General features: G+C 37.0%; 17 protein-coding genes. 10 read left to right on the top strand and 7 right to left on the bottom strand.

Annotated features, from left to right (window positions below; genetic code table 11):
- Positions 1-242: 242 nt before the first annotated feature.
- From Q5N69_RS03715 to Q5N69_RS03705, 3 genes are read left to right on the top strand one after another with little or no spacing between them, the layout of a single operon-like run.
- A complete protein-coding gene (locus Q5N69_RS03715) occupies positions 243-1271 on the top strand; it encodes a hypothetical protein (RefSeq protein WP_304367506.1) in 1029 nt (342 codons plus the stop codon).
- A gap of 28 nt (positions 1272-1299) precedes the next feature.
- Positions 1300-1917, top strand: a complete 618-nt coding sequence (locus Q5N69_RS03710) for a hypothetical protein (RefSeq protein ID WP_304367505.1) — start codon at positions 1300-1302, stop codon at positions 1915-1917.
- Positions 1918-1926: 9 nt separating this feature from the next.
- Positions 1927-3945 carry a bifunctional diguanylate cyclase/phosphodiesterase gene (locus Q5N69_RS03705; protein WP_304367504.1) on the top strand — a complete coding sequence of 673 codons (2019 nt, stop codon included), beginning with the start codon at positions 1927-1929 and terminating at the stop codon, positions 3943-3945.
- A 240-nt stretch (positions 3946-4185) separates the two neighbouring features.
- Here the strand turns inward: Q5N69_RS03705 and Q5N69_RS03700 are convergent, their stop codons facing one another.
- The 5 genes from Q5N69_RS03700 to Q5N69_RS03680 form a co-directional block, all read right to left on the bottom strand.
- The gene (locus Q5N69_RS03700) at positions 4186-5193 is read right to left on the bottom strand and encodes an ABC transporter ATP-binding protein (protein WP_304367503.1); all 1008 of its coding nucleotides are present in this window, start codon (positions 5191-5193) and stop codon (positions 4186-4188) included.
- A gap of 10 nt (positions 5194-5203) precedes the next feature.
- Positions 5204-6034 carry a carbohydrate ABC transporter permease gene (locus Q5N69_RS03695; RefSeq protein WP_304367502.1) on the bottom strand — a complete coding sequence of 277 codons (831 nt, stop codon included), beginning with the start codon at positions 6032-6034 and terminating at the stop codon, positions 5204-5206.
- Positions 6035-6038: 4 nt separating this feature from the next.
- Positions 6039-6911, bottom strand: coding sequence for a carbohydrate ABC transporter permease (locus tag Q5N69_RS03690; RefSeq protein ID WP_304367501.1), 873 nt, complete (start codon positions 6909-6911; stop codon positions 6039-6041).
- A 68-nt stretch (positions 6912-6979) separates the two neighbouring features.
- Complete coding sequence (locus Q5N69_RS03685) at positions 6980-8290, bottom strand: sugar ABC transporter substrate-binding protein (protein WP_304367500.1); 1311 nt, start codon at positions 8288-8290, stop codon at positions 6980-6982.
- Between the two features lie 150 nt (positions 8291-8440).
- Positions 8441-9805, bottom strand: coding sequence for a hypothetical protein (locus Q5N69_RS03680; protein WP_304367499.1), 1365 nt, complete (start codon positions 9803-9805; stop codon positions 8441-8443).
- Between the two features lie 757 nt (positions 9806-10562).
- Between Q5N69_RS03680 and Q5N69_RS03675 the strand changes: the two genes are divergently transcribed.
- The 3 genes from Q5N69_RS03675 (at position 10563) to Q5N69_RS03665 (ending at position 11860) form a co-directional block, all read left to right on the top strand.
- Positions 10563-11033, top strand: coding sequence for a hypothetical protein (locus Q5N69_RS03675; protein ID WP_304367498.1), 471 nt, complete (start codon positions 10563-10565; stop codon positions 11031-11033).
- Positions 11034-11110: 77 nt separating this feature from the next.
- Positions 11111-11566: a GNAT family N-acetyltransferase gene (locus Q5N69_RS03670; protein WP_304367497.1), complete on the top strand. Its 456-nt coding sequence runs from the start codon at positions 11111-11113 to the stop codon at positions 11564-11566.
- A gap of 51 nt (positions 11567-11617) precedes the next feature.
- Positions 11618-11860: a hypothetical protein gene (locus tag Q5N69_RS03665; protein WP_304367496.1), complete on the top strand. Its 243-nt coding sequence runs from the start codon at positions 11618-11620 to the stop codon at positions 11858-11860.
- A 26-nt stretch (positions 11861-11886) separates the two neighbouring features.
- On the opposite strand, the gene Q5N69_RS03660 is transcribed toward Q5N69_RS03665, so the two are convergent.
- Together Q5N69_RS03660 and Q5N69_RS03655 are read right to left on the bottom strand one after the other, a co-directional pair.
- The gene (locus tag Q5N69_RS03660) at positions 11887-12807 is read right to left on the bottom strand and encodes an ornithine cyclodeaminase family protein (protein ID WP_304367495.1); all 921 of its coding nucleotides are present in this window, start codon (positions 12805-12807) and stop codon (positions 11887-11889) included.
- Between the two features lie 109 nt (positions 12808-12916).
- A complete protein-coding gene (locus Q5N69_RS03655; protein ID WP_304367582.1) occupies positions 12917-13861 on the bottom strand; it encodes a LysR family transcriptional regulator in 945 nt (314 codons plus the stop codon).
- Between the two features lie 118 nt (positions 13862-13979).
- On the opposite strand from Q5N69_RS03655, the gene Q5N69_RS03650 reads away from it, so the two are divergent.
- The 4 genes from Q5N69_RS03650 to Q5N69_RS03635 are packed head-to-tail and all read left to right on the top strand — an operon-like array spanning position 13980 to position 20751.
- Complete coding sequence (locus tag Q5N69_RS03650; RefSeq protein ID WP_304367494.1) at positions 13980-15149, top strand: efflux RND transporter periplasmic adaptor subunit; 1170 nt, start codon at positions 13980-13982, stop codon at positions 15147-15149.
- 9 nt (positions 15150-15158) lie between these two features.
- Positions 15159-18314, top strand: a complete 3156-nt coding sequence (locus Q5N69_RS03645) for an efflux RND transporter permease subunit (protein WP_304367493.1) — start codon at positions 15159-15161, stop codon at positions 18312-18314.
- A complete protein-coding gene (locus Q5N69_RS03640) occupies positions 18307-19719 on the top strand; it encodes a TolC family protein (RefSeq protein WP_304367492.1) in 1413 nt (470 codons plus the stop codon). The genes Q5N69_RS03645 and Q5N69_RS03640 overlap by 8 nt, the downstream gene beginning before the upstream one ends.
- A 6-nt stretch (positions 19720-19725) precedes the next feature.
- On the top strand, positions 19726-20751 hold the full coding sequence (locus tag Q5N69_RS03635) for a zinc-binding dehydrogenase (RefSeq protein WP_304367581.1): 1026 nt from the start codon (positions 19726-19728) through the stop codon (positions 20749-20751).
- Positions 20752-20766 lie beyond the last annotated feature (15 nt).

The following is a 20766-nucleotide window of genomic DNA, read 5'->3' as shown; positions in this document are numbered from 1 at the left end:
TTAGCAATAAAAATAACGACGTTAGAGGGTTAAATAACAATATTAGGCATAACTGCTTATCCAGAGTTCAGGTTATTTATTAATAGATTTATAAATAAACCTTTATACAGGCTATTTAATTTATCGCTTACGCTAATTGTATACTACAATAATAAGATAAGTTATTAGATACATTCTTATATCTATAGACTTAATCTTTTGTCTTTTTTACTGTAGGTAAACCGGTTTAACAATATAAATTTATGAATAAAATATTCTTAGCTCTCTTACTTATTATTCAGACATACTTGCTGTTGTTTTCTCAGCTATCATTTGCAAGTCCTGAAGAGTCTGATTTTCTAGGTAAAAATAGTCGTTGGACTATTGATGCCTCAACACGCCTTACTCATAATACTGATACAAATCATAACTCTTTTCAGCATGTTATTGGTATAGATATTCATAAAGTATTTAGTGGTGAAACAGCTGATATTGGTACATTACTCTTTCAGCCTTATATTGTGAAAATTAATAACAATAATAACCCTCCATTTACCTTCGATCATGGCAACGATACTCAGTTAACATGGCGTATCGCTAATTTTAATTATACAGGGTTAAGCCAAGGACAATTTAATATTAAGGTTGGCCATTTTGAAATACCTTATGGCCTAGAACACGATACAGATACGAACGGAACATTACGCCAATTCACTTTTAATGATCGAGGTAGAAAAACAGATTGGGGCGTTTCAATTAATGGCATACTGCCTCAATTTGAATATGAAATTGCCCTGACTCGTGGTTCAGGCAATGAAATAAAAAGCCAAGGAAATCCACATGTTTTTTCAGGTCGTATTGGCACATCAAGTAATAAAAATATTGTTGCGGGTGTATCATGGTTTACCGGTGATGTATTAAATCGAAACGTAATAACCGAGCGACAAAAGTTTGGAATTGATTTATCTTATTACTATTACCAATGGCAGTTCAAAGCAGAATCATCTATAGGCTCCACTGCAAAAAATGATACCCTGAATGCGCTAATTGAAACACTATGGATGAATCCTAGAGAAACCTTATCAACTTATGTTCAAATAGGTTATCAAAGCACTGAAGTGGATAACGGAATAAGTAACGCCACTCAATCGACTAGTTATTGGTTAGCGGGTGTTCAATGGGTAGGTCAAAATGGCTTTGATATTAGCGCTCAATATAAACATAAATTAAAAGACACCGATATAATAGAGATTGACCCCGTCTTAAATATACAAATTAGATACAGAATATAAAGGCAAGTGACTGAGTAGTAAGTAATATATGTTAAATAAAATAGGTACTTTACTGTTGATAGTAATTCTTGAGATGTTAACCATATCTCAAGTGAATGCTGCATTTTGTTCATTAAGAGATCCTGTTTCAGCTATTCAAATGATGTACGAACAAGACTATGAATACCGCTCAGTAGTCACCTCGATTACTGAAGAAGACAGAACGTCTGTTAAAGAAAAGCTTTCATTTACTCTTCATCAAAGCGAAGTAGGTAAACACACTTTATACGTACTTTATAAAGACAAAAAACATGTAGGCTTCTTACAAGCTCGTTCTGAGTGGGCCAAATGGGGCTTAATTGAAATAGCTTGGGGAATAAATATAGACCGCACTATTAAAGGCTTTTATTACCAACGCTGTCGTAGTCCTGAATGTAATGACCATACAATTAAGAACATTAGTTCTGTTTTAGAAAATAAGTCTTTTGAAGAGCTACAAGCTTTACTCAGTGCAAACGGTGAAGAGCTTTCTCCTGCTGGAAAAGCAGCTTTTAAAGTTGCACCACAACTTGCCTTACTTACTTTACATTCAGCATTGAAAACCCTAGCAATTACAGATATTAGTTGGAAGAACGACATTAATCAGATTGCGGCAACTAACATATAAAGGTTTTTAATGAGAATAAGAAGCTACCTAGCTGTATTAGTAAGTATCTGTTTACTTGGCGCTTATGCTTTAGAGCAAGTGATTGCTTATCAATTCAACCATGTGCAAACCTTAGCAGACAAATACAACCAAAGTATGTTGTGGGCAAAAGATCTTGAACGCATAGAAAATAGTGCAGCTCAATTCTTAGTGTCTACTGATCTCGTTGTGGCGTCAGGTAATACCTACCTTATCTACGGCTCAAAGAATATGGGCTACTATCTAAGCAATGAGCTAGCAGAAGTATTAACTAAAGATTATTTAAAACAATTTGAAACTGAAATCAAACGATCTATAACCAACATCAAAAAAATAGATAAATACTTAGATATTATTGGTGATATTCCTTCTGATCAATTAGAAAATCGCTTAAGTACTTTATTAGATGAATATGATCCTATCAGCTTGAGCTTATCGCAAGATGTGCAATTTCTTTTAGAAGAAACCAATGCTCTTATTTTAAAAGATGCTAAATACCTAGAGTCAGAAAAGCATTTTATGACTACCGTAGGTTGGATCGGACGCGGAGTTTTCTTCTTTTTCATTATTATTTTATGGTGGTGGGCTAACAGAAAGATTTGCAAACCTTTAAATGGTTTAATTGCGTCATCTCATAAAGCTTTATCTGGAGGCAACTTTCAAGCAGCTAAAAATGCACCAACAGAAATAATGGAGTTAAGTAACGATTTTAAGTTTTTAACACATACCTTATCTCACCAGGCTTCTCATGACCCTCTAACAGAATTAAATAATCGCAGAGCTTTTGAACGTGAGTTAAACGATATAATAAAAGACACAGAACACCGCTATTATTTATGTTTCATCGATTTAGATTACTTTAAAACCATTAACGATACTTGTGGTCATGCTGCGGGTGATGAAATATTAGTAAGTGTTGCTCGCATCCTTAAAAACAATGTTCGCAGCTACGATACAGTTGCAAGATTAGGTGGAGACGAATTTGCCATTTTAATTAAAGACTGTTCTCTTGATAAAGCACTTAAGATCGCAAATCAGATAAAAGAAGACATAAACACACTCAGCTATGAATGTGAAAACGAAACATTTCATTTAAGTGCGAGTATTGGTGTTGCTCCTAAAACACAAGAAAGTACAACTACAGACTTATTACATGCAGCAGATGTAGCCTGTAGCTTAGCTAAAAGCTCTGGAAGAAATGCGGTTCATTTATTCGATAGTGACCATAAAGTTATCGACGAAAAACCTGAAGACATGCAGTCGGTTCATCAAATAAAAAATGCGATTACTAATGGAGCATTTGTATTATATAAGCAAGATATTACGCCGCTAAAACATCCAAATACAGGTAAATATTTTGAGGTTTTCGTGAGGATGCTAGATAACCAAAGCAATATAATTAACCCTGCGAGTTTCTTACCCATTGCTGAGCGTTATCAACTTAGCAGTCAAATAGACCTTTGGGTGATTAATACGGTGTATGATTATTTCGCTGAAAACAATGAACAACTTAACGATATTGATACTATATCGATTAATTTATCTGGTTTGTCATTAACCGACAGTAAACTCGAAAGTTTTATTATTAATAAGCTTACCAAGAGTAAAGTATTAGCCGAGAAACTTTGTTTCGAGATCCCTGAAAGCGCTGTTATTTGTAATACAAGTCGAGCACTCCAGTTTATAGATGCTATAAAGTCGTTAGGCTGTAAGTTTGCCATAGACAACGCTGGCAACACAGATTCCTCATATGATTACATCAAAGAGTTACCGACCAACATAATAAAAATAGACGGCGCATATATCAAGAATATGCTCAGCAATCCAGTAGACTACACCACAGTGAAATCTATTTGTGAAATAGCAAAAACTACAAACCAAAAAGTGGTAGCTGGATTTGTTGAAAATCACAATATTGTTGATGCTTTAACTAAATTAAATATTGATTATGCACAAGGTTATTATTTTGATAAGCCCGAGCCTTTAGACAAATCAATCTGTCGCCGCTAGCCATTATATTATTTAGCGAGTCTATTAATAAAAATCTGTAACCTATTTGTGATTGCTAATAATTCAAAAGTAATAAAAAAGCTGAATCCTGTTCTCACAGAATTCAGCTTTTCTTTAGCTATAACTTAGTTAACCTCAGCTTGGGATAATCAAAGTTAGTCAATAAGCTATTTTTATTGAGTGTTGTTACATTCATTATCCCGAGTTGATATTAGTTACTGTATTACATAGCTTCAGCCATTAATTTCTTTTAATGCAGGTTCCATCTGCAGTGAAGTAATGTCTTTGCTCAGCTACTGCGCTTAAATAAATAGTATCGCCATATTCAAATGCACAATCGCCTTCAGCACGTACCGTTAGCTTGCCTACATTCTCAACATCTACATGTAAGTATGTTTCAGAGCCTAAACGCTCAGATACGCCTACAGTGCCTTTCCAAGAGCCTTCTTGCGTTGATATAGTAAAATGTTCAGGACGCACACCAATTGAATCGACATTATCCTCTGCTGAACTTTCCATTGGAATAAAGTTCATTTTTGGCGAACCAATAAAACCCGCAACAAATTTGTTTTTTGGATTTTTGTAAAGCTCAAGTGGCGAACCTACTTGTTCAATCTGACCAGCACTTAGTACAACTATTTTGTCAGCCATAGTCATCGCTTCTACCTGATCATGTGTTACGTATATCATGGTAGTTTTAAGATCTTTATGTAATTGAGATATTTCTAAACGCATATTCACACGTAAAGACGCATCTAAATTTGATAATGGCTCATCAAATAAAAATGCAGAAGGCTCTCTTACAATGGCACGTCCAATAGCAACACGTTGGCGTTGACCACCCGATAGCTGCCCAGGAGTTCGATCTAAATAATCAGTTAAGTTCAACACTTCAGCAATTTGATTCACCTTCTGTGCAATAACTTCTTTGTCTAACTTTGCGCGCTTTAAAGGAAACGCAATGTTATTTCGTACCGACATATGTGGATATAAGGCATAAGATTGAAATACCATAGCCAAACCACGCTTAGCTGGAGCTAAGTTTGTTGCGTCTACACCATCAATCATAATTTGACCGCTACTTACATCTTCAAGACCTGCGATCAAACGTAATAGGGTTGATTTACCACAACCAGACGGACCAACAAAAACAACAAATTCGCCTTCTTCAATCTCTAAATCTAACGGACGAATAACTTCATGTTGTTCAAAGCTTTTTGTAACTTGTTTTAAAGAAATGCTACCCATAATAATGTTCCTATTTTACTGCGCCGAAAGATAAACCACGAACTAACTGCTTTTGACTAAACCAACCTAAAATAATAATAGGTGCTATTGCTAAGGTAGAGGCTGCTGATAATTTTGCATAAAACAGTCCTTCAGGACTTGAATAACTTGCAATAAAAGCGGTTAAAGGCGCGGCTTTTGCCGCAGTTAAAATTAATGTCCAAAATGCTTCATTCCACGCGAGAATAATATTTAGTAATAATGTAGACGCTATGCCTGGTAATGCGATTGGCGCTAATACATAAAGTATTTCTTCACCAATTGTGGCACCATCCATGCGTGAAGCTTCTAAAATCTCACCCGGTATTTCTTTGAAATAGGTATATAACATCCAAGTCATAATAGGTAAGTTTATCAAAGTCATAATTACAACTAAGCCAGTTAACGAATCTAATAAACCTAAGTCTCTAAATAACAAATAAATAGGAATAAGTACGCCAACAGGTGGTAACATTTTTGTAGATAGCATCCACATTAATATGTTTTTGGTACGCTTGGTCGAATTAAAAGCCATTGACCAAGCAGCTGGTACAGCGATTAGTAATCCAAGTAAACTTGAACCTACTGATATCACCACTGAATTCCAGAAATGTCTGAAATAAGGTGAACGCTCCATTACTTCTCGGTAATTCTCAAGAGTCCAATCAAAAAAGAACAAAGAAGGTGGTGCGCTAATCGCTTCAGCTTCAGTTTTAAAACTTGTTAAAAAAGTCCACAATATTGGGAAAAATATCGCAGTACTAATTAACCAAGCAAGTCCCGTGTAAAATAATTTACTTCGGTTAGAATTTTTAATAGACATCTTCTTATCCTTCTATGTTCTTGCCGATCATACGCATCAGGAATATTGCGACTATATTGGCAATAATAACGGCGACTAATCCACCCGCAGATCCCATACCAACATCAAACTCAAGTAATGATTGCGAATAAATTAAGTAACTAATATTGGTAGACGCATTACCTGGGCCACCTGCTGTTGTTACTAATATTTCAGCAAAAATAGACAGTAAGAAAATAGTTTCAATTAATACTACAGCCGTCATTGCGCGAGACAAATGCGGCAATACCATAAACCTGAATCGACTAAATTTACCTGCACCATCAAGTTCAGCTGCTTCAAGTTGTTCACGATCAAGTGATTGAATTGCAGTTAATAAAATCAGTGATGCAAACGGTAACCACTGCCAAGACACAATAATAATAATTGAGGTTAACGGCATTTGAGATAGAAAATCGATAGGCTCAAAACCTAACGAAGTAGCAAAATAAGCAAATAACCCATTAACCGGGTTCATAAACATATTTTTCCACACTAATGCAGATACAGTAGGCATTACAAAGAAAGGTGCTAACACCATAATGCGAACAAAATTTCTACCATAAATAGCTTGGTCAAGTAATATTGCTAAGCCAGTGCCACCAACTAAGGTAATAAACAAAACGCCCACAACGAGTATTATGGTATTAAAAAATGAATCAACAAACGCTGGATCCGTTAAGAAAAACTCGTAGTTAAGTAGGCCAATAAAGTCATGCTCACCGGGCATGAATAAATTGTAATCCAAGAATGAAAAGTAAATGGTCATTACTAAAGGAACAACCATCCATATCAACAACAGTATCACTGCAGGTGATAACATTGCGCGAGCTAGTGCTCTAGAGTTGTTAGTAGCCATATGTACTCCTAAAATTATTTAAAGTTGCATCACGAGGCGCAGGGGGTTACACCTCGTGATGCATAGGCTTAATTTTTCGGATAACCAGCTTTACGCATTGAGCGCTTAACTAACTTCTGAGAACGAGCCAAACCTTCTTTTACTGACATTTGACCAGCAAGAACAGCAGACAATTGACGACCAACAGCAGTTCCTATCCCTTGAAACTCAGGGATAGCAACATACTGGATTCCAACGTATGGAACCGGGTCAACGGTTGGGTTATTAGGATCAGCAGCATTGATCGAGTCTAACGTAATTTGTGCAAAAGGCGACGCTTCCATATAAGCAGGGTTGTTGTATAAAGATTGACGTGTTCCAGGAGGAACTTTCGCTAAACCTTTTTCTTTAGCAACCAAAGCTAAATACTCTTTAGACGTTGCCCAGCTCACAAACTTCATTGCAGCTTCAGACTTTTTGGTACTTGCAGGAACGGCTAGAGACCATGCCCACAACCAATTACCGCGTTTTCCTAATCCGTTATCTGGTGCTAATGCAAAACCAACTTTATCAGCAACTTCAGAATCTTCAGGGTTGCTAATAAATGAACCAGCAACCGTTGCATCTATCCACATGCCACATTTACCTGTTTGGAATAATGCTAAGTTCTCATTAAAACCATTAGATGATGCACCTGGAGGACCATAGTTTTGTAATAACGACACATAATAATCAACCGTGTCGTGCCATGCTTTACTATCTAACTGTGGTTCCCAGTTTTCATCAAACCATCGAGCGCCGAAAGAGTTAGACATAGCCGTAAGTAACGCCATGTTTTCGCCCCAGCCAGCTTTACCACGTAGACAAATACCATAAACACTGTTTTCTTTATCTGTCATCGCCGCGGCAGCTTTCTCAATAAACTTCCACGTTGGTTCTTTAGGCATTTTTAAACCAGCTTTCGCTAGTAAGTCAGTTCGGTACATTACCATTGAACTTTCAGCATAAAATGGAGCAGCGTGCAGCTTGTCGTTTACTGTTAAACCATCTCTTACTGCTGGTAGTAAATCATCAAGATCATAATTTGCATCAAGCTTATCTAAAGGTAATAACCAACCACGATTTGCCCAAATTGGCACTTCATAAGTACCAATAGTCATTACATCGTATTGGCCGCCTTTAGTTGCAACATCAGTTGTAACACGTTGACGCAAAATGTTTTCTTCAAAAGTAACCCACTCTAAATCTATACCAGGGTTCTTTTTAGTAAAATCATCACTTAATTCTTTCATGATGACCATGTCGCCATTATTCACAGTGGCTATTGTTAGCGTTTCAGCTAAAACAGGTAGGCTTACGGTTAGTGCCGCACACATTGCAATACATAATTTATTTAACATATCTTTTTCCTATTCTTTAGATGAGAGTGAAGAAAGAAAGGACTTTCTTACAATCAGAATTAGAGGTGTTTTGTGACCATTTCTGTATGAAATATCATCATACGATGAAATCAATATAACAGGCTGGTCACAATTTGAGCATCACTAAGTTTAGAACTTAACTGAGATCTCAGACGTGAAACCGTCAAATCCAGCACCAATTTGGCCGCCAGAATTAACACCCTCATCTTGATCAACATACTCGAACTTCAAAAGCGTTTTGTCATTGAACCAATAACCAGCCGCTAATTGAAGACGTTCAACAGTATTGTCAACCTGTTCGATAAGTTCAGAGGTATTTTCAGCTTCAGCGTAACGGGCAGCTACGTAAAGCTTGTTAGGAATAAGATAATGTTGTGCTTCTAAGCTGAAGTATTCAACTTTTGATTCACCTTCAATAACTCTTGAAGAATCAAAGGTTGTTCCTGCAGGATCAGCAACACCGTTAGTGCCTAAATACGTAATACCAGCTACTGCATTGCCATCAGCATCGGCAAAAGTATAATCATCAGTTGTTTGACCAATCATGAAGATAAGGCTGGTATTAGCGTTAGGTTGGTAAGCTAAATTTAATTGAATAATTGACTGTTCAAGACCTGGTAGCGCGCCAACATGGGTATCACGCTCGCTTGAAGCAGAAGCAGAAAAGTTATAGTTTTCACCATCACCAAAGCGATAGTTAGTGGTTGTTAAACCATCGAGGCTTGCAACGCCATTTTCAAAGCGTAATTGATCGCCTTGATTGGCTTGGAAAAAGTTTAAGCCGGCTTTAAAACCACCTTCAAACTCAAGAGTACCCTGAATTCGGTAGTTGAAACCGCGATCTTCTTGGAACGCTTCACCAAAGCTTGATGTTGTCATATGACCCGCAACGTTATAACCACGGATAAGACCACTTTCATAAGACTTGCTGTAACTTAATTGTGCACCATTTTCGGCTGTTGCATAATCAGTCATGCCGTTACCAATTAGCGCATTGCCTTGGTTATCAGCTCCATCTTGAAAGCCTTTAAATTGAAAAGGAGCTGCTCCGATGTTACCTACACGTAATGTTAAGTCTGAATCTTCACTCGCTTGACCTGTCATCCCAAGAAACTCAAATTCGATACCTGCAAAATCTTGGTGGAATGAAAAATCTCTATCGCCGTTATTACCAAAGTCATTTGGCTCTTCAGCAATATCTACATCGGCTGTAATAAATTCTGTGATATGAAACTTAAATTGTAAATTTACTCTTAAACGACCAAAGCCAGAAGACTGTTCTTCGTCTACAGGACGAAATGCGCCTTCTTTTGCTTGAATAGATTGATAGTTTTGCAGTGCTAAGAAGTTCACCTCGGCAAGACCGTCAAGAAATTCTGCCGCTTGTGTGCTTGGTGCTGAAACAGCCATAACTGCAGCTGCAATTAAGCCTATTTTGCCAAATTTAGATGATGTTTTTTGAACAGTTTCTTTTGATCTGAAGTTTTTAAACATGATTTTCCCCAATATTTTTATGTTTTAGAGCTAAGAAATGACAATTTGTGTAATGCTTTTATTTGTCAAACTATGCCCTTCGCCGAAAGAGCAATAACTTAATATCACCTCAAAAATACAAGTGAGCATAAGCCCAAGCCAAGGGCATACTCCCACCTACTTTTATTTTAGTCAACAATTTTTTGAGTATAAAAAGCACACATTATGTGACTTAAAATTATTAAGGATTGTTTAAAAGAAGAGATACATGATGTAAAAGCAAGATAAACAACACATTAACAAATCCTGTTTTTTACAATACTTTCAGCAAGATAAAAATCATCTAGCATTAATAAGAATAGAAGAATAGGTCTTAAAATTAGAAAGTTTAAATGTGTATAAATATGTCTGTAATTTATGTTTCTTCGGTTGGATTATTCCAAAACAAAAGACAAAAAAAGGCTCTTTAGGTTCTAATATTCAGTATCGAATGATGATTTTTAGTGTAGCGAAATGTTATTTATATAAGATAATGCTAAGAAAAGACTAATGACTAAACTGCTTTAGTAAACCTTAAAAAACCTTTTATAGTTATTACCTACATAAGTATCATTGGTCATGGTTTTAGCTTTAAAGAAGGAGGGAAGTGAAAAATAATTATAAAAGTGAAGAATAGACAAAGTTCATTGGTTTTAAGTTATTGATAAATATTTAGAACTGGATTATTGTCTATGAGTGTATTAAGACTCTTAATAGAGCGATAATTTCCTAGGGACGTATGAAAGTAATTCCATATGATAGTTTTACAATTGATACAACTAATCCACCCGAAATAATAGTTACTAATATCAGTAAAAATATAGGTTCTAAGAATTTTGGGCTTTTTGAAGCAGGAAATGAATACAAAGGTTCAATAACCGATAACCGATTTACAATACAAAAAAACATCTCATATCAAAACTCTTTTCTTCCTATTATTCAAGGTGAAATAACCTTAACGGATAAAGGTTCAAGCGTTAATATTACAATGAGGCCGCACGCATTAGTTTTATGCTTTATGTCTATTTGGTTTTTTTGTGTTGGTTTGGGATGTTTATTGGTTTTATCAAATCTAGATAATTTTTCTTTGCCTTATTTAATTCCATTTGGAATGTTGTTTTTTGGCATTACCCTCATTCTTTTGGGCTTTTGGCCTGAAGCAAAAAAGCAAAAGCCCAAATTAATAGAATTGATTAAAGAAAATAAATAACTATGCTTCCCATTCCTTAATTGTAAACTCATTAAACAGAACGATGAACACTCCTCTCAAAAAACTTAGGTACAAATATGGATATACGTGTTGGTGAATTAAGAACAACTCAAGTGATTGCTTTACTGCAAGCGCATCATGAGGATATGTTAAAACATTCTCCTGTTGAAAGTGTGCATGCATTAGATTTAACGGGTTTAGAGGCTTCAGATATAACTTTTTTTAGTTTGTGGGACAATGAAGAGCTTGCTGGTGTTGGTGCTTTAAAAGAACTTGATGGTGAGCATGGTGAAATTAAGTCTATGCGCACATCAGCAAATTACTTACGCCAAGGCATTGCACACCAGCTGTTAGAACACATTATTAAACAAGCTCAACATCGGTCATATAAAACGTTAAGTTTAGAAACAGGTACCGCCGATTCTTTTTTACCTGCACAAACTTTGTATCGCCAATTTGGCTTTCAAGAATGTAAGCCTTTTGCACATTACAGTTTAGATCCCTATAGTATGTTTATGACTAAGGCGTTGTAATAAAAGTCGCTTTTCAATTTAAATGAAAAACCACGCAAATAGGAAAGTCGAATGAGCATATTATTAGAATTTGTCCCAAGCCTTTTCGTCGCATTCGCTTTTGATTTTTTACTTTATAAAACAGGCGCTACCATTTTAAGTTTTGCTTATTTTAGCACATCAAAAAATCAAACCTTGAGCTATAGCGAGTTCAAAGAATCTAAAAAGCAATCGAATAAGGGTTATCTTGTGCAATATATAGTGGGCATTTTGTTTTATGCGCTTTTTATTGTCTCAATAGCTTGGCTTAACTAAATCAATAGCTAAGTCTCATCCACTCTTTACTTCTCGGCTTTATGCATTATATAAAGCGCAGTCATTAAATCTAGATGAGCACCGCCACCATTTTTAAATAGTGTGATTTCTGTTTCTGATTTACGGCCTTGTTGGTTATTACAAAGTTGGTAAAAGTCAGCAATCACATCTTCTTCTTTAATAACGCCATTTTCTATAGGCATAGCAAGTTCGCCAATATCATGAATAGCCGTTGAACGTGAATCGACGAATATGTGTGATTTAGCAATTAAAGCGTCATCGGCTTCGCGCATATCTGGGCGATAAGCGCCAATTAGATCAACATGAGTTCCTGCCTTTATCCATTCACCTTTAATAAATGACGCTGTCGACATGGTTGAAGAAGAAGCAATATCAGCGTTACTTAGCGCTTCAGGTAAGCTTTCAATGGCAATAGCGTTTTTCTCAGTCGCTAATGTTTGTGCTTTTGCAAAGGTACGATTCCATATTTGCACTTTTTCTAGCTGAGGAAATACTGCGCGGTAAGCGTCTATCATTGATGACGCAACAGCGCCTGCACCTATGATGGTTAATACTTTGCTATCAGGTCTTGCGAGTAGTTTAGCGGCAAAAACTGAGTCCCCTGCTGTTTTCCACTTGGTAACTAAGTTGCCGTCTATAAAGGCTAACGGCTGACCGTTTTCATCATCAAACAAGGTAAATACAGCTTGTACGTTGAGTAAAGCGGGTGTGCGATTGGCGTTATTTGGAAATACCGTGGCTGTTTTTACACCTATACCTTTACCTTTGATCCACGCCGCTCGGTTAAGTACGGCATTGTCGCCCTGTTTAAATAATATATCGTCGATATCAGCTTGAGGCGCTTGATGCCCTTCATGAAAAGCCTCACAAAGTTCTGACCAAGATAAGTTATTTTTAACATCGTCAGCATTAATAAAAACAGGCATTTATTCGTAATCCTTTAGGTTGATTTAAGATGGATTAAAACACATCTCGGATACTTGTGTGGTGACAATTGATCGATCGGGTTGCTTTAGAATTTTTGACCTTTATAGATTAGCCTTGATATAAATTATCAAAATTGGGGATTGTGCTTTCCCAAATAGGGGTTTCTTTACCTAGATGGTCTTTTACTGCATCAAAAAACAAACGCGTTCTCACAGGTAAATCTCGATGCGGATATAAAGCATATAAATCATTGTAGTTTTTAAGCTTTACGTCAGTAAGAAAAGGCACTAGCAAACCCTCTTTTACTTCATCTTGTAAGAGTAATGCCGGTGCCAAAACAAATGCGGTGCCTGATAACGCTTTAATTAATAAGGCTTCACCATCATTACATCTAAAAATGCTTTTTATCTTTTGTTCGCATGTTTCATTTTTATCGTTGAAGTAATGAACGCTATCAATTTTCATGTGCTGACTTGCATAACTTGCAGCAGGATAGTTGATCAGTTCCTCCATCGACTTTGGTATACCGTAGGTTTCAAGAAATTCAGGCGAAGCAAGTAAAGCTAACCTATTGCGCGCTATTTTTCGTGCTATCAGAGAAGAATCTTTTACTTCACCTACTCTAAAAGCTAAATCAAAACCGCCAGAAACAATATCCACTAATTGATCATCTAAATACAGTTCAACTTCTACTTGCGGAAAGCGTTTTTGGAAATCGTTAATAATCGGCTGAATATAACGCCTACCAATATTTATAGACGTGGTAACCTTTAGCATACCGCGAGGTTCTTGGTGATAGTTTTCAGCGAGCTGAATAGTATCGCCAAGTAGTGTTCTTAACTCTTCGGCTTTTTTCACCATTTCTGCGCCAGCAGCCGTTAACGAAAACGAGCGAGTGGTTCTATTTAACAATCGAACACCCAAATCATCTTCTAAACGACTTATCTGTTTCGATATTACTGAACGGTCAATATTTCTGTAACTTGCTGCTTTAGCAAAAGATCCCCTTGCTACAACGTCTAACAGTAAGAGTAATCGGCTACTTGTGTCCATATTTATCTCATTCACCACTTCTATTGGTGCAATATTGGCACCAATGAATGTAAAAATCCATACTTTTTCTCTACACATAAAGTCCGTATGATCGTGTCATTATCCTAGGAGTTTTATAATGTTCAAATATCTATTCATTTCTGCCCTGTTAACGTTAACGATTGTTCTTTCAGGTTGTGAAGAAACAGCATCGCAAGAAGCAGCGCCACAATTTCATCAGCCAATTGATGTCGCTGAGGTTTTAGTAAAACCAGTACAAAGATGGCATACCTATACAACACGTCTTGAATCTCCTGAAGAAGTGGCTTTAATGCCAAGAATTTCTGGTGTTATTAATGAAATAGCATTTAAAGAAGGCGAAAAAGTTGCTGAAGGTGATTTGTTATTTCAACTTGATAGACGCCCTTTTGAAGCGATTGTTTCAAGTTTAAATGCTCAACTTGTTAGTGCTAAAGCGGCTTACGAGCAAGCTAACAGTGAATCTAAACGTGCAGTAAAATTAGCAGAACGTAATGCAATTTCAACGGAAGAAGTTGAATCTCGTAAATCAACGTTACGTCAACGTGCTGCACAAGTTGCTGCCTTAGAAGCTCAAATTGTAGCAGCTGAGCTTGATGTAGAATTTGCTTCTATCCGTTCACCGATCAATGGTGTTATCTCTCGCGCTAACATTACTAAAGGTAACAATGTTATTGCGGGTCAAAGCATTCTTACTTCTATTGTTTCAAATAAAAAAATGTACGCTTACTTCGATATTGATGAGCGCACATGGAACCAATCATTCAGTGACGTTACTGCACAAAGCAAGCAACATGTTGTAATGCAAAAAGTAGGGCAAAAAGAATTTGCTCACAGTGGTTATATCGATTTTATCGATAACCGTATTAACCCTTCTACCGGTACTTTGCGCGTTCGTGCTGTTTTCGAAGATGAAAATCATCAATTACGTACAGGTTCTTTTGCTCGTATTAAAGTAGCGGCTAATGCCATTACTGAACAAATTATTGTTCCTGCTAGGGCCATTGGTACTGATTTAGAAAATAGCTTCATATTAGTGGTTAATGCCGATAACGTTTTACAGTATCGTCTTGTTGAAGTAGGTGAGCGTTACGGTAAGTTACGTGCGATCACTTCAGGTTTAGTTGAAGGTGACATTATTGCTGTAAATGGTCCTGCACGTGTAGGTCCAGGTATGACAATCACACCAAATAACGTAACGATTGATAGTGATGGCATTGCCTTTACATTAGGTTCGATTGATACCACTAACTTAATCGCTAAGCACTAAGGTTTAAGAATGAAGTTTTCACATTTCTTTATAGAGCGCCCTATTTTTGCGGCAATGCTGTCTCTTATTATTTTAATTGGCGGTGGCATTTCATTATTCCAGTTACCGGTAAGTGAATACCCTGAAGTAGTACCTCCAACTGTTGTTGTAACAGCAAACTACCCTGGTGCTAACCCTACTGTTATAGCACAAACCGTTGCCACGCCATTAGAGCAAGAGATTAATGGTCTTGAAAACATGCTGTATATGGCTTCTCAAGCAACAGGTGATGGTCGTTTATCTTTAACAGTTACTTTTGCTTTAGGTACAGATTTAGACCGAGCACAAACACAAGTACAAAACAGTGTGAACAGTGCTTTACCACGCTTACCTGAAGAAGTGCAAAGACTCGGTGTAGTAGCAGAAAAATCATCACCAGACTTAACAATGGTTGTGCATTTATTTTCTCCTGAAAATACTCATGACACGGCTTATTTAGCTAACTATGCTGACTTATACGTTAAAGACCAAATAACTCGCTTATCTGGCGTAGGTGATTTTAGACTTTTTGGTGGTAGCCAATATGCAATGCGTGTTTGGTTAAATCCAGATGCCTTATCTGCACGTGCTCTTACTGCAACAGATGTACTAACTTCATTACGTCAACAAAACCAACAAGTTGCTGCTGGTAGCTTAGGTGCACAACCTTCAGCAAATGATAACCAATTCCAAATTTTATTAAATGTAAAAGGTCGTTTAACTAGCATTGAAGAATTTGAAGACGTTATTATAAAAATTGGCGATCAAGGACAAATAACTCGCCTTAAAGATGTGGCAAGAGTTGAGCTTGGGCAAAGTAGTTACTCGCTACGAGCTTTACTTGATGGACAGCCTGCATTAGCAATGCCTGTATTTCAAAGACCTGGAGCAAATGCTATTGAGCTTTCAGGGCAAGTACGTGAAACCATGGAACGATTATCTAAAAACTTTCCTGCTGGTATTGAATACGACATTGTTTACGACCCTACAGTATTTGTTCGTGGCTCGATTGACGCGGTAATCACTACTCTACTTGAAGCTGTTGTACTTGTGGTTATTGTTGTAATTTTATTCTTACAAACATGGCGTGCTTCAATTATTCCACTGATAGCTGTTCCTATTTCATTAGTAGGTACATTTGCTGTTATGCAATGGTTAGGTGTTTCAATAAATACCTTATCTTTATTTGGGCTGGTACTCGCCATTGGTATTGTTGTAGATGATGCCATTGTTGTAGTGGAAAACGTAGAACGAAATATTGAAAAAGGTTTAAACCCACTTGAAGCAACACGTGTTGCTATGACCGAAGTAACAGGACCTATTATTGCGATAGCTCTAGTACTTGGTGCGGTGTTTATTCCTACAGCATTCATTTCAGGTTTATCAGGCCAATTTTATAAACAGTTTGCCTTAACCATTACTATTTCAACGTTTATTTCAGCATTTAACTCGTTAACATTATCTCCTGCGTTAGCGGCTATTTTATTGAAATCGCATGACAGTAAGCCAGATAGACTAACGCGTATATTAAACAAATTATTTGGCAAATGGTTATTCGAACCTTTTAACCGTGCATTCGATCGTGGTGCAAAAGGTTACGAAAAAATAGTTAAAAAACTGCTTCGCATGGGATTAATTGTAGGTATTGTTTACGTAGCATTGCTCGGCGGTACTGTTACATTATTTAACCAAGTACCAAGCGGCTTCATACCCGTGCAAGACAAACAATTAGTTATTGCTGTTGCACAATTACCTGATGCTGCAAGTTTAGATCGTACGGAAGCTGTTGTTAGAAAAATGGAAGAAATAGCACATAAAATACCAGGTGTTTCACACACAGTAGCTTTTCCTGGTTTATCAATAAATGGATTTGCTAATTTACCTAACAGTGCCGTTATGTTCACTCCGTTAAAAGACTTTTCAGAAAGAAAAGGTCCAGGTGAGTCGGCTGATGCTATTGCCGCTAAACTTAATAAAGAGTTTATGGCAATTGATGAAGCATTTGTTGCTGTATTTCCACCACCACCAGTTCGTGGTTTAGGTTCAACAGGCGGCTTTAAATTACAGCTAGAAGATCAAGAGAATAAAGGTTTTGAAGTTTTATTTAATAACTTACAAAAAGTTATCAAAAAAGCGAATGCAGACCCTGCATTAACTCGCATGTTTTCAAGCTTCCGTATTCAAGTACCACAAATGGATATTGATATTGATCGCGAACAAGCGTTAATTCAAGGTATACCTTTAGATGAAGTTTTTGATGCCTTACAAGTTTATTTAGGTTCAGCCTATGTAAACGACTTTAATCTGTTTGGCCGTACTTATCAGGTAAATGCACAAGCTGATACTGAATTCCGTCAAGATCCAGCACAAATATTGACGCTAAAAGTACGTAATAACCAAGGGATTATGGTACCACTAGGCTCAGTATTAACTGTAACTCCAACAATAGGTCCAGATCGTGTAATGCACTATAACGGTTACCCGAGCGCAGAGCTTAATGGTAGTGCGGCTCCAGGTTACAGCTCAGGCCAAGCACAAACTGCTATAGAACGTATTTTAGCTGAGAACTTAGAGCAAGGTATAAGTTACGAGTGGACAGATGTTACTTACCAACAAATATTGGCCGGTAACACTATGGTTTATGTATTCCCATTAGTTGTACTTCTAGTCTTTATGGTACTTGCTGCACAATACGAGAGTTTACGTTTACCATTAGCGATTATTTTAATTGTACCAATGACGATATTCTCAGCTTTACTAGGCGTTTGGTTAGTTGGTTCAGACAACAACATCTTTACTCAAATAGCCTTAATTGTACTGGTCGCCTTAGCCTCCAAGAATGCCATCTTGATGGTAGAGTTTGCTAAAGATCAACAAGACAATGGTTTATCGAATGTGGATGCCATAATAGAAGCGTGTCGTATGCGTTTACGTCCTATCTTAATGACGTCGATCGCCTTTACAGCAGGTGTTGTACCGTTAGTTTTAGCTACAGGTGCAGGTTCTGAAATGCGTCATGCTATGGGTAATGCAGTATTCTCAGGCATGATAGGTGTTACAATTTTCGGTTTATTATTTACACCTGTATTTTATGTTTTACTAAGTAAAAGTAAAAAAGCTAAAGCTGAGCTAACTGATAATGTTTAATTTAATGAACTCGGTAAAAAGTAAGCTTGTTATTAGCTGCTTACTTGCAACATCAATTTTACTTGCCGGTTGTGCCAGTAAAATTGATGAAGCTAAGCAACATCAGTTATTAGAAAGCTTTATAGAACGTGCTGATATTGCTTCTAACTTAGCGAGTGCAAATGAATTGAATTGGTGGCACCAATTCAATTCAGCCGAGCTAGATGAATTAGTTAAAAGTGCATTAGCAACTAACCACGATCTAAAAACAAGCCAACTGCAGTTAAAAAGCGCTTTGGCTCGTTTAGGCGCTCAAAAAGCAGAATACTTACCACAGGGTGGTTTCTCTATTTCAGCCACTCGTAGTGGCTTAGACAGCGTGATTACCCGAGAATCTAGTGGGACTTTAGGTTTAGATTGGCAACTTGATTTATTTGGTCGAGTTACGGCATTAGTTGATGCAGCTAACGCTTCAGCAATGAGCCAAGCAGAACAGATAAGGTTATTACAAATAGAGATAGTTTCTGGTGTGGTTAAAGGCTATATAAACTATCAAGGAAATATTCAAAATCAACAGATTATTTCTAAACAAATCACAGCATTAAAACAAAGCATTGAGGTACTTGAAGCCCGTGTTGAAGAAGGTGTGGCAAGTGAACTAGATCTTAATAGAACTAAAGCTCAATTAAGCCAGCAACAAGCTTTATTACCAGATGTTATTTATGCCCAATATAGTAACTTAGCTACCATTGCTTTATTAACAGGTAAGTTAACTAAAGAAATTTCTCTTAGTGAAACTCAAGCTTTATTCGATACACCAATTGAAGTAGCGATTGCCGATGCAAATAATGCTATCGCGTTGCGCCCTGATATCAATCAAGCGTTATTAAACTTTAGCCAAGCTTATTCATTAAGTGTTTCTGCAAGCAAAGCTTTACTACCTAATATTAGCTTAAGTGGTTTTGCTGGAGTACTAGGTTTAGACAACACGCGTTTAGTAGATACACAGCAACAATGGCAATTGTCTCCGCAAATTGAATGGTCTTTATTGAGTTATCCTGCCCTATTAGCACAAAGAGATGCTCAAGCATTTTTAAGTGAAGCCGCTTACAGTGAATATCAGCAGGTGGTTCTTGAAGCTATCAATGAAAGCGAACTTTCGTTACAATTTTTAGTGAAGCAATCTGATATGCAAAAGTTTGCTCAACAACGCTATAAATATGCGAATAACGCATTTTTACAAGCAGAGGTTATGTACCAAGAAGGTCAAATACCTTATTTAGAATTATTAGATGCAAGACAGGATGTTTTAGTTGCAGAAAAAAACAATATCGACTCCGCCATTTCATCTTTAATCGCGAAAGTATCAACATACCAAGCATTTAATGGTAGCTGGAGTCAGAAGTTAGCAACCGACGAGCCGTAGAATATGATGCTTTCTAACGAAACAGTACAACTTTGTGATTTGCCTGAAACGATGAAAGCCATTGTATTAGAAAGTCCAAGCGAAACATTTAGCTTACACCAAGTAGAATTACCTCTACCTCAGTGTGACGCTAACGAAATACTCGTAAAAGTTGAGTTTGTGGGTCTTAACCCTTTAGATGCACAGTTTGCCAAAACAGGTTTTTGTAAATGGCAATACCCGCATATTTTAGGTTTAGATGCCGTAGGTACTGTAGTACAAGCCAACAAAGGTCAATTCCCTAGTGTTGGCGATCGTATAATGTGGCATTCAAGCTTGGCGCAGCAAGGTGTATTAAGTGAATATGCAAAAGTACCTAATTTTGCTGTTGCTCTGATACCTGAAAATCTTGAATCTAAAACGGCTGCCGCTATTCCTTGCTCTGGTCTATCAGCATTAATTGCAGTAGAAAAAATACAAATTAATGAAGGCGATACGGTTTTCATTGATGCGGGTGCGGGTGCTGTTGGTCAATTTGCCATTCAACTTGCCAAACAACGTGGCGCAGACGTTTTTACTATGGCTTCTAAACATAATCATAAACTTGTGAAGAAGTTAGGTGCTGATGCAGTATTTAATTATACAGACAAAAAACTAAGTCAAAAAATCGCTACAGCCCTTGGTCCACAAGGATTTGATGCTGTTATAGATACCATTGGCGGTGATTCAACCTTAAGAAACATTGAGCTTATGAGATTTTGCGGGCGTATCGCCTGTTTAAAATCACTACCTATATTAACGCCTGAGTTAATGTTCAGAAAAGCGCCTAATATTAGTATTGTATCTTTAGGTGGTGCTTGGTTAGCTAACAGTTTATGTGCACAACAGCGTATGAGCTTTATGAATAACCAATTACTCGAAAACATCGATAATGGCGACATAGTTGTACCTGAAATATCACCCGTTAATTTTAATGCTGAAGCGATAACACAAGCCTTGCATCATCAACTCGATGGTGGTTTTACTGGTAAGCAAATCGTAGAAATAGCGTAAATTCATCACCAATCC

The organism is Pseudocolwellia sp. AS88, from assembly GCF_030551755.1.
In the GTDB taxonomy this organism is placed as follows: domain Bacteria; phylum Pseudomonadota; class Gammaproteobacteria; order Enterobacterales; family Alteromonadaceae; genus Pseudocolwellia.
The sequence above is the reverse complement of the archived record's forward strand: the minus strand, read 5'-3'. Positions and strand labels throughout refer to the sequence as shown.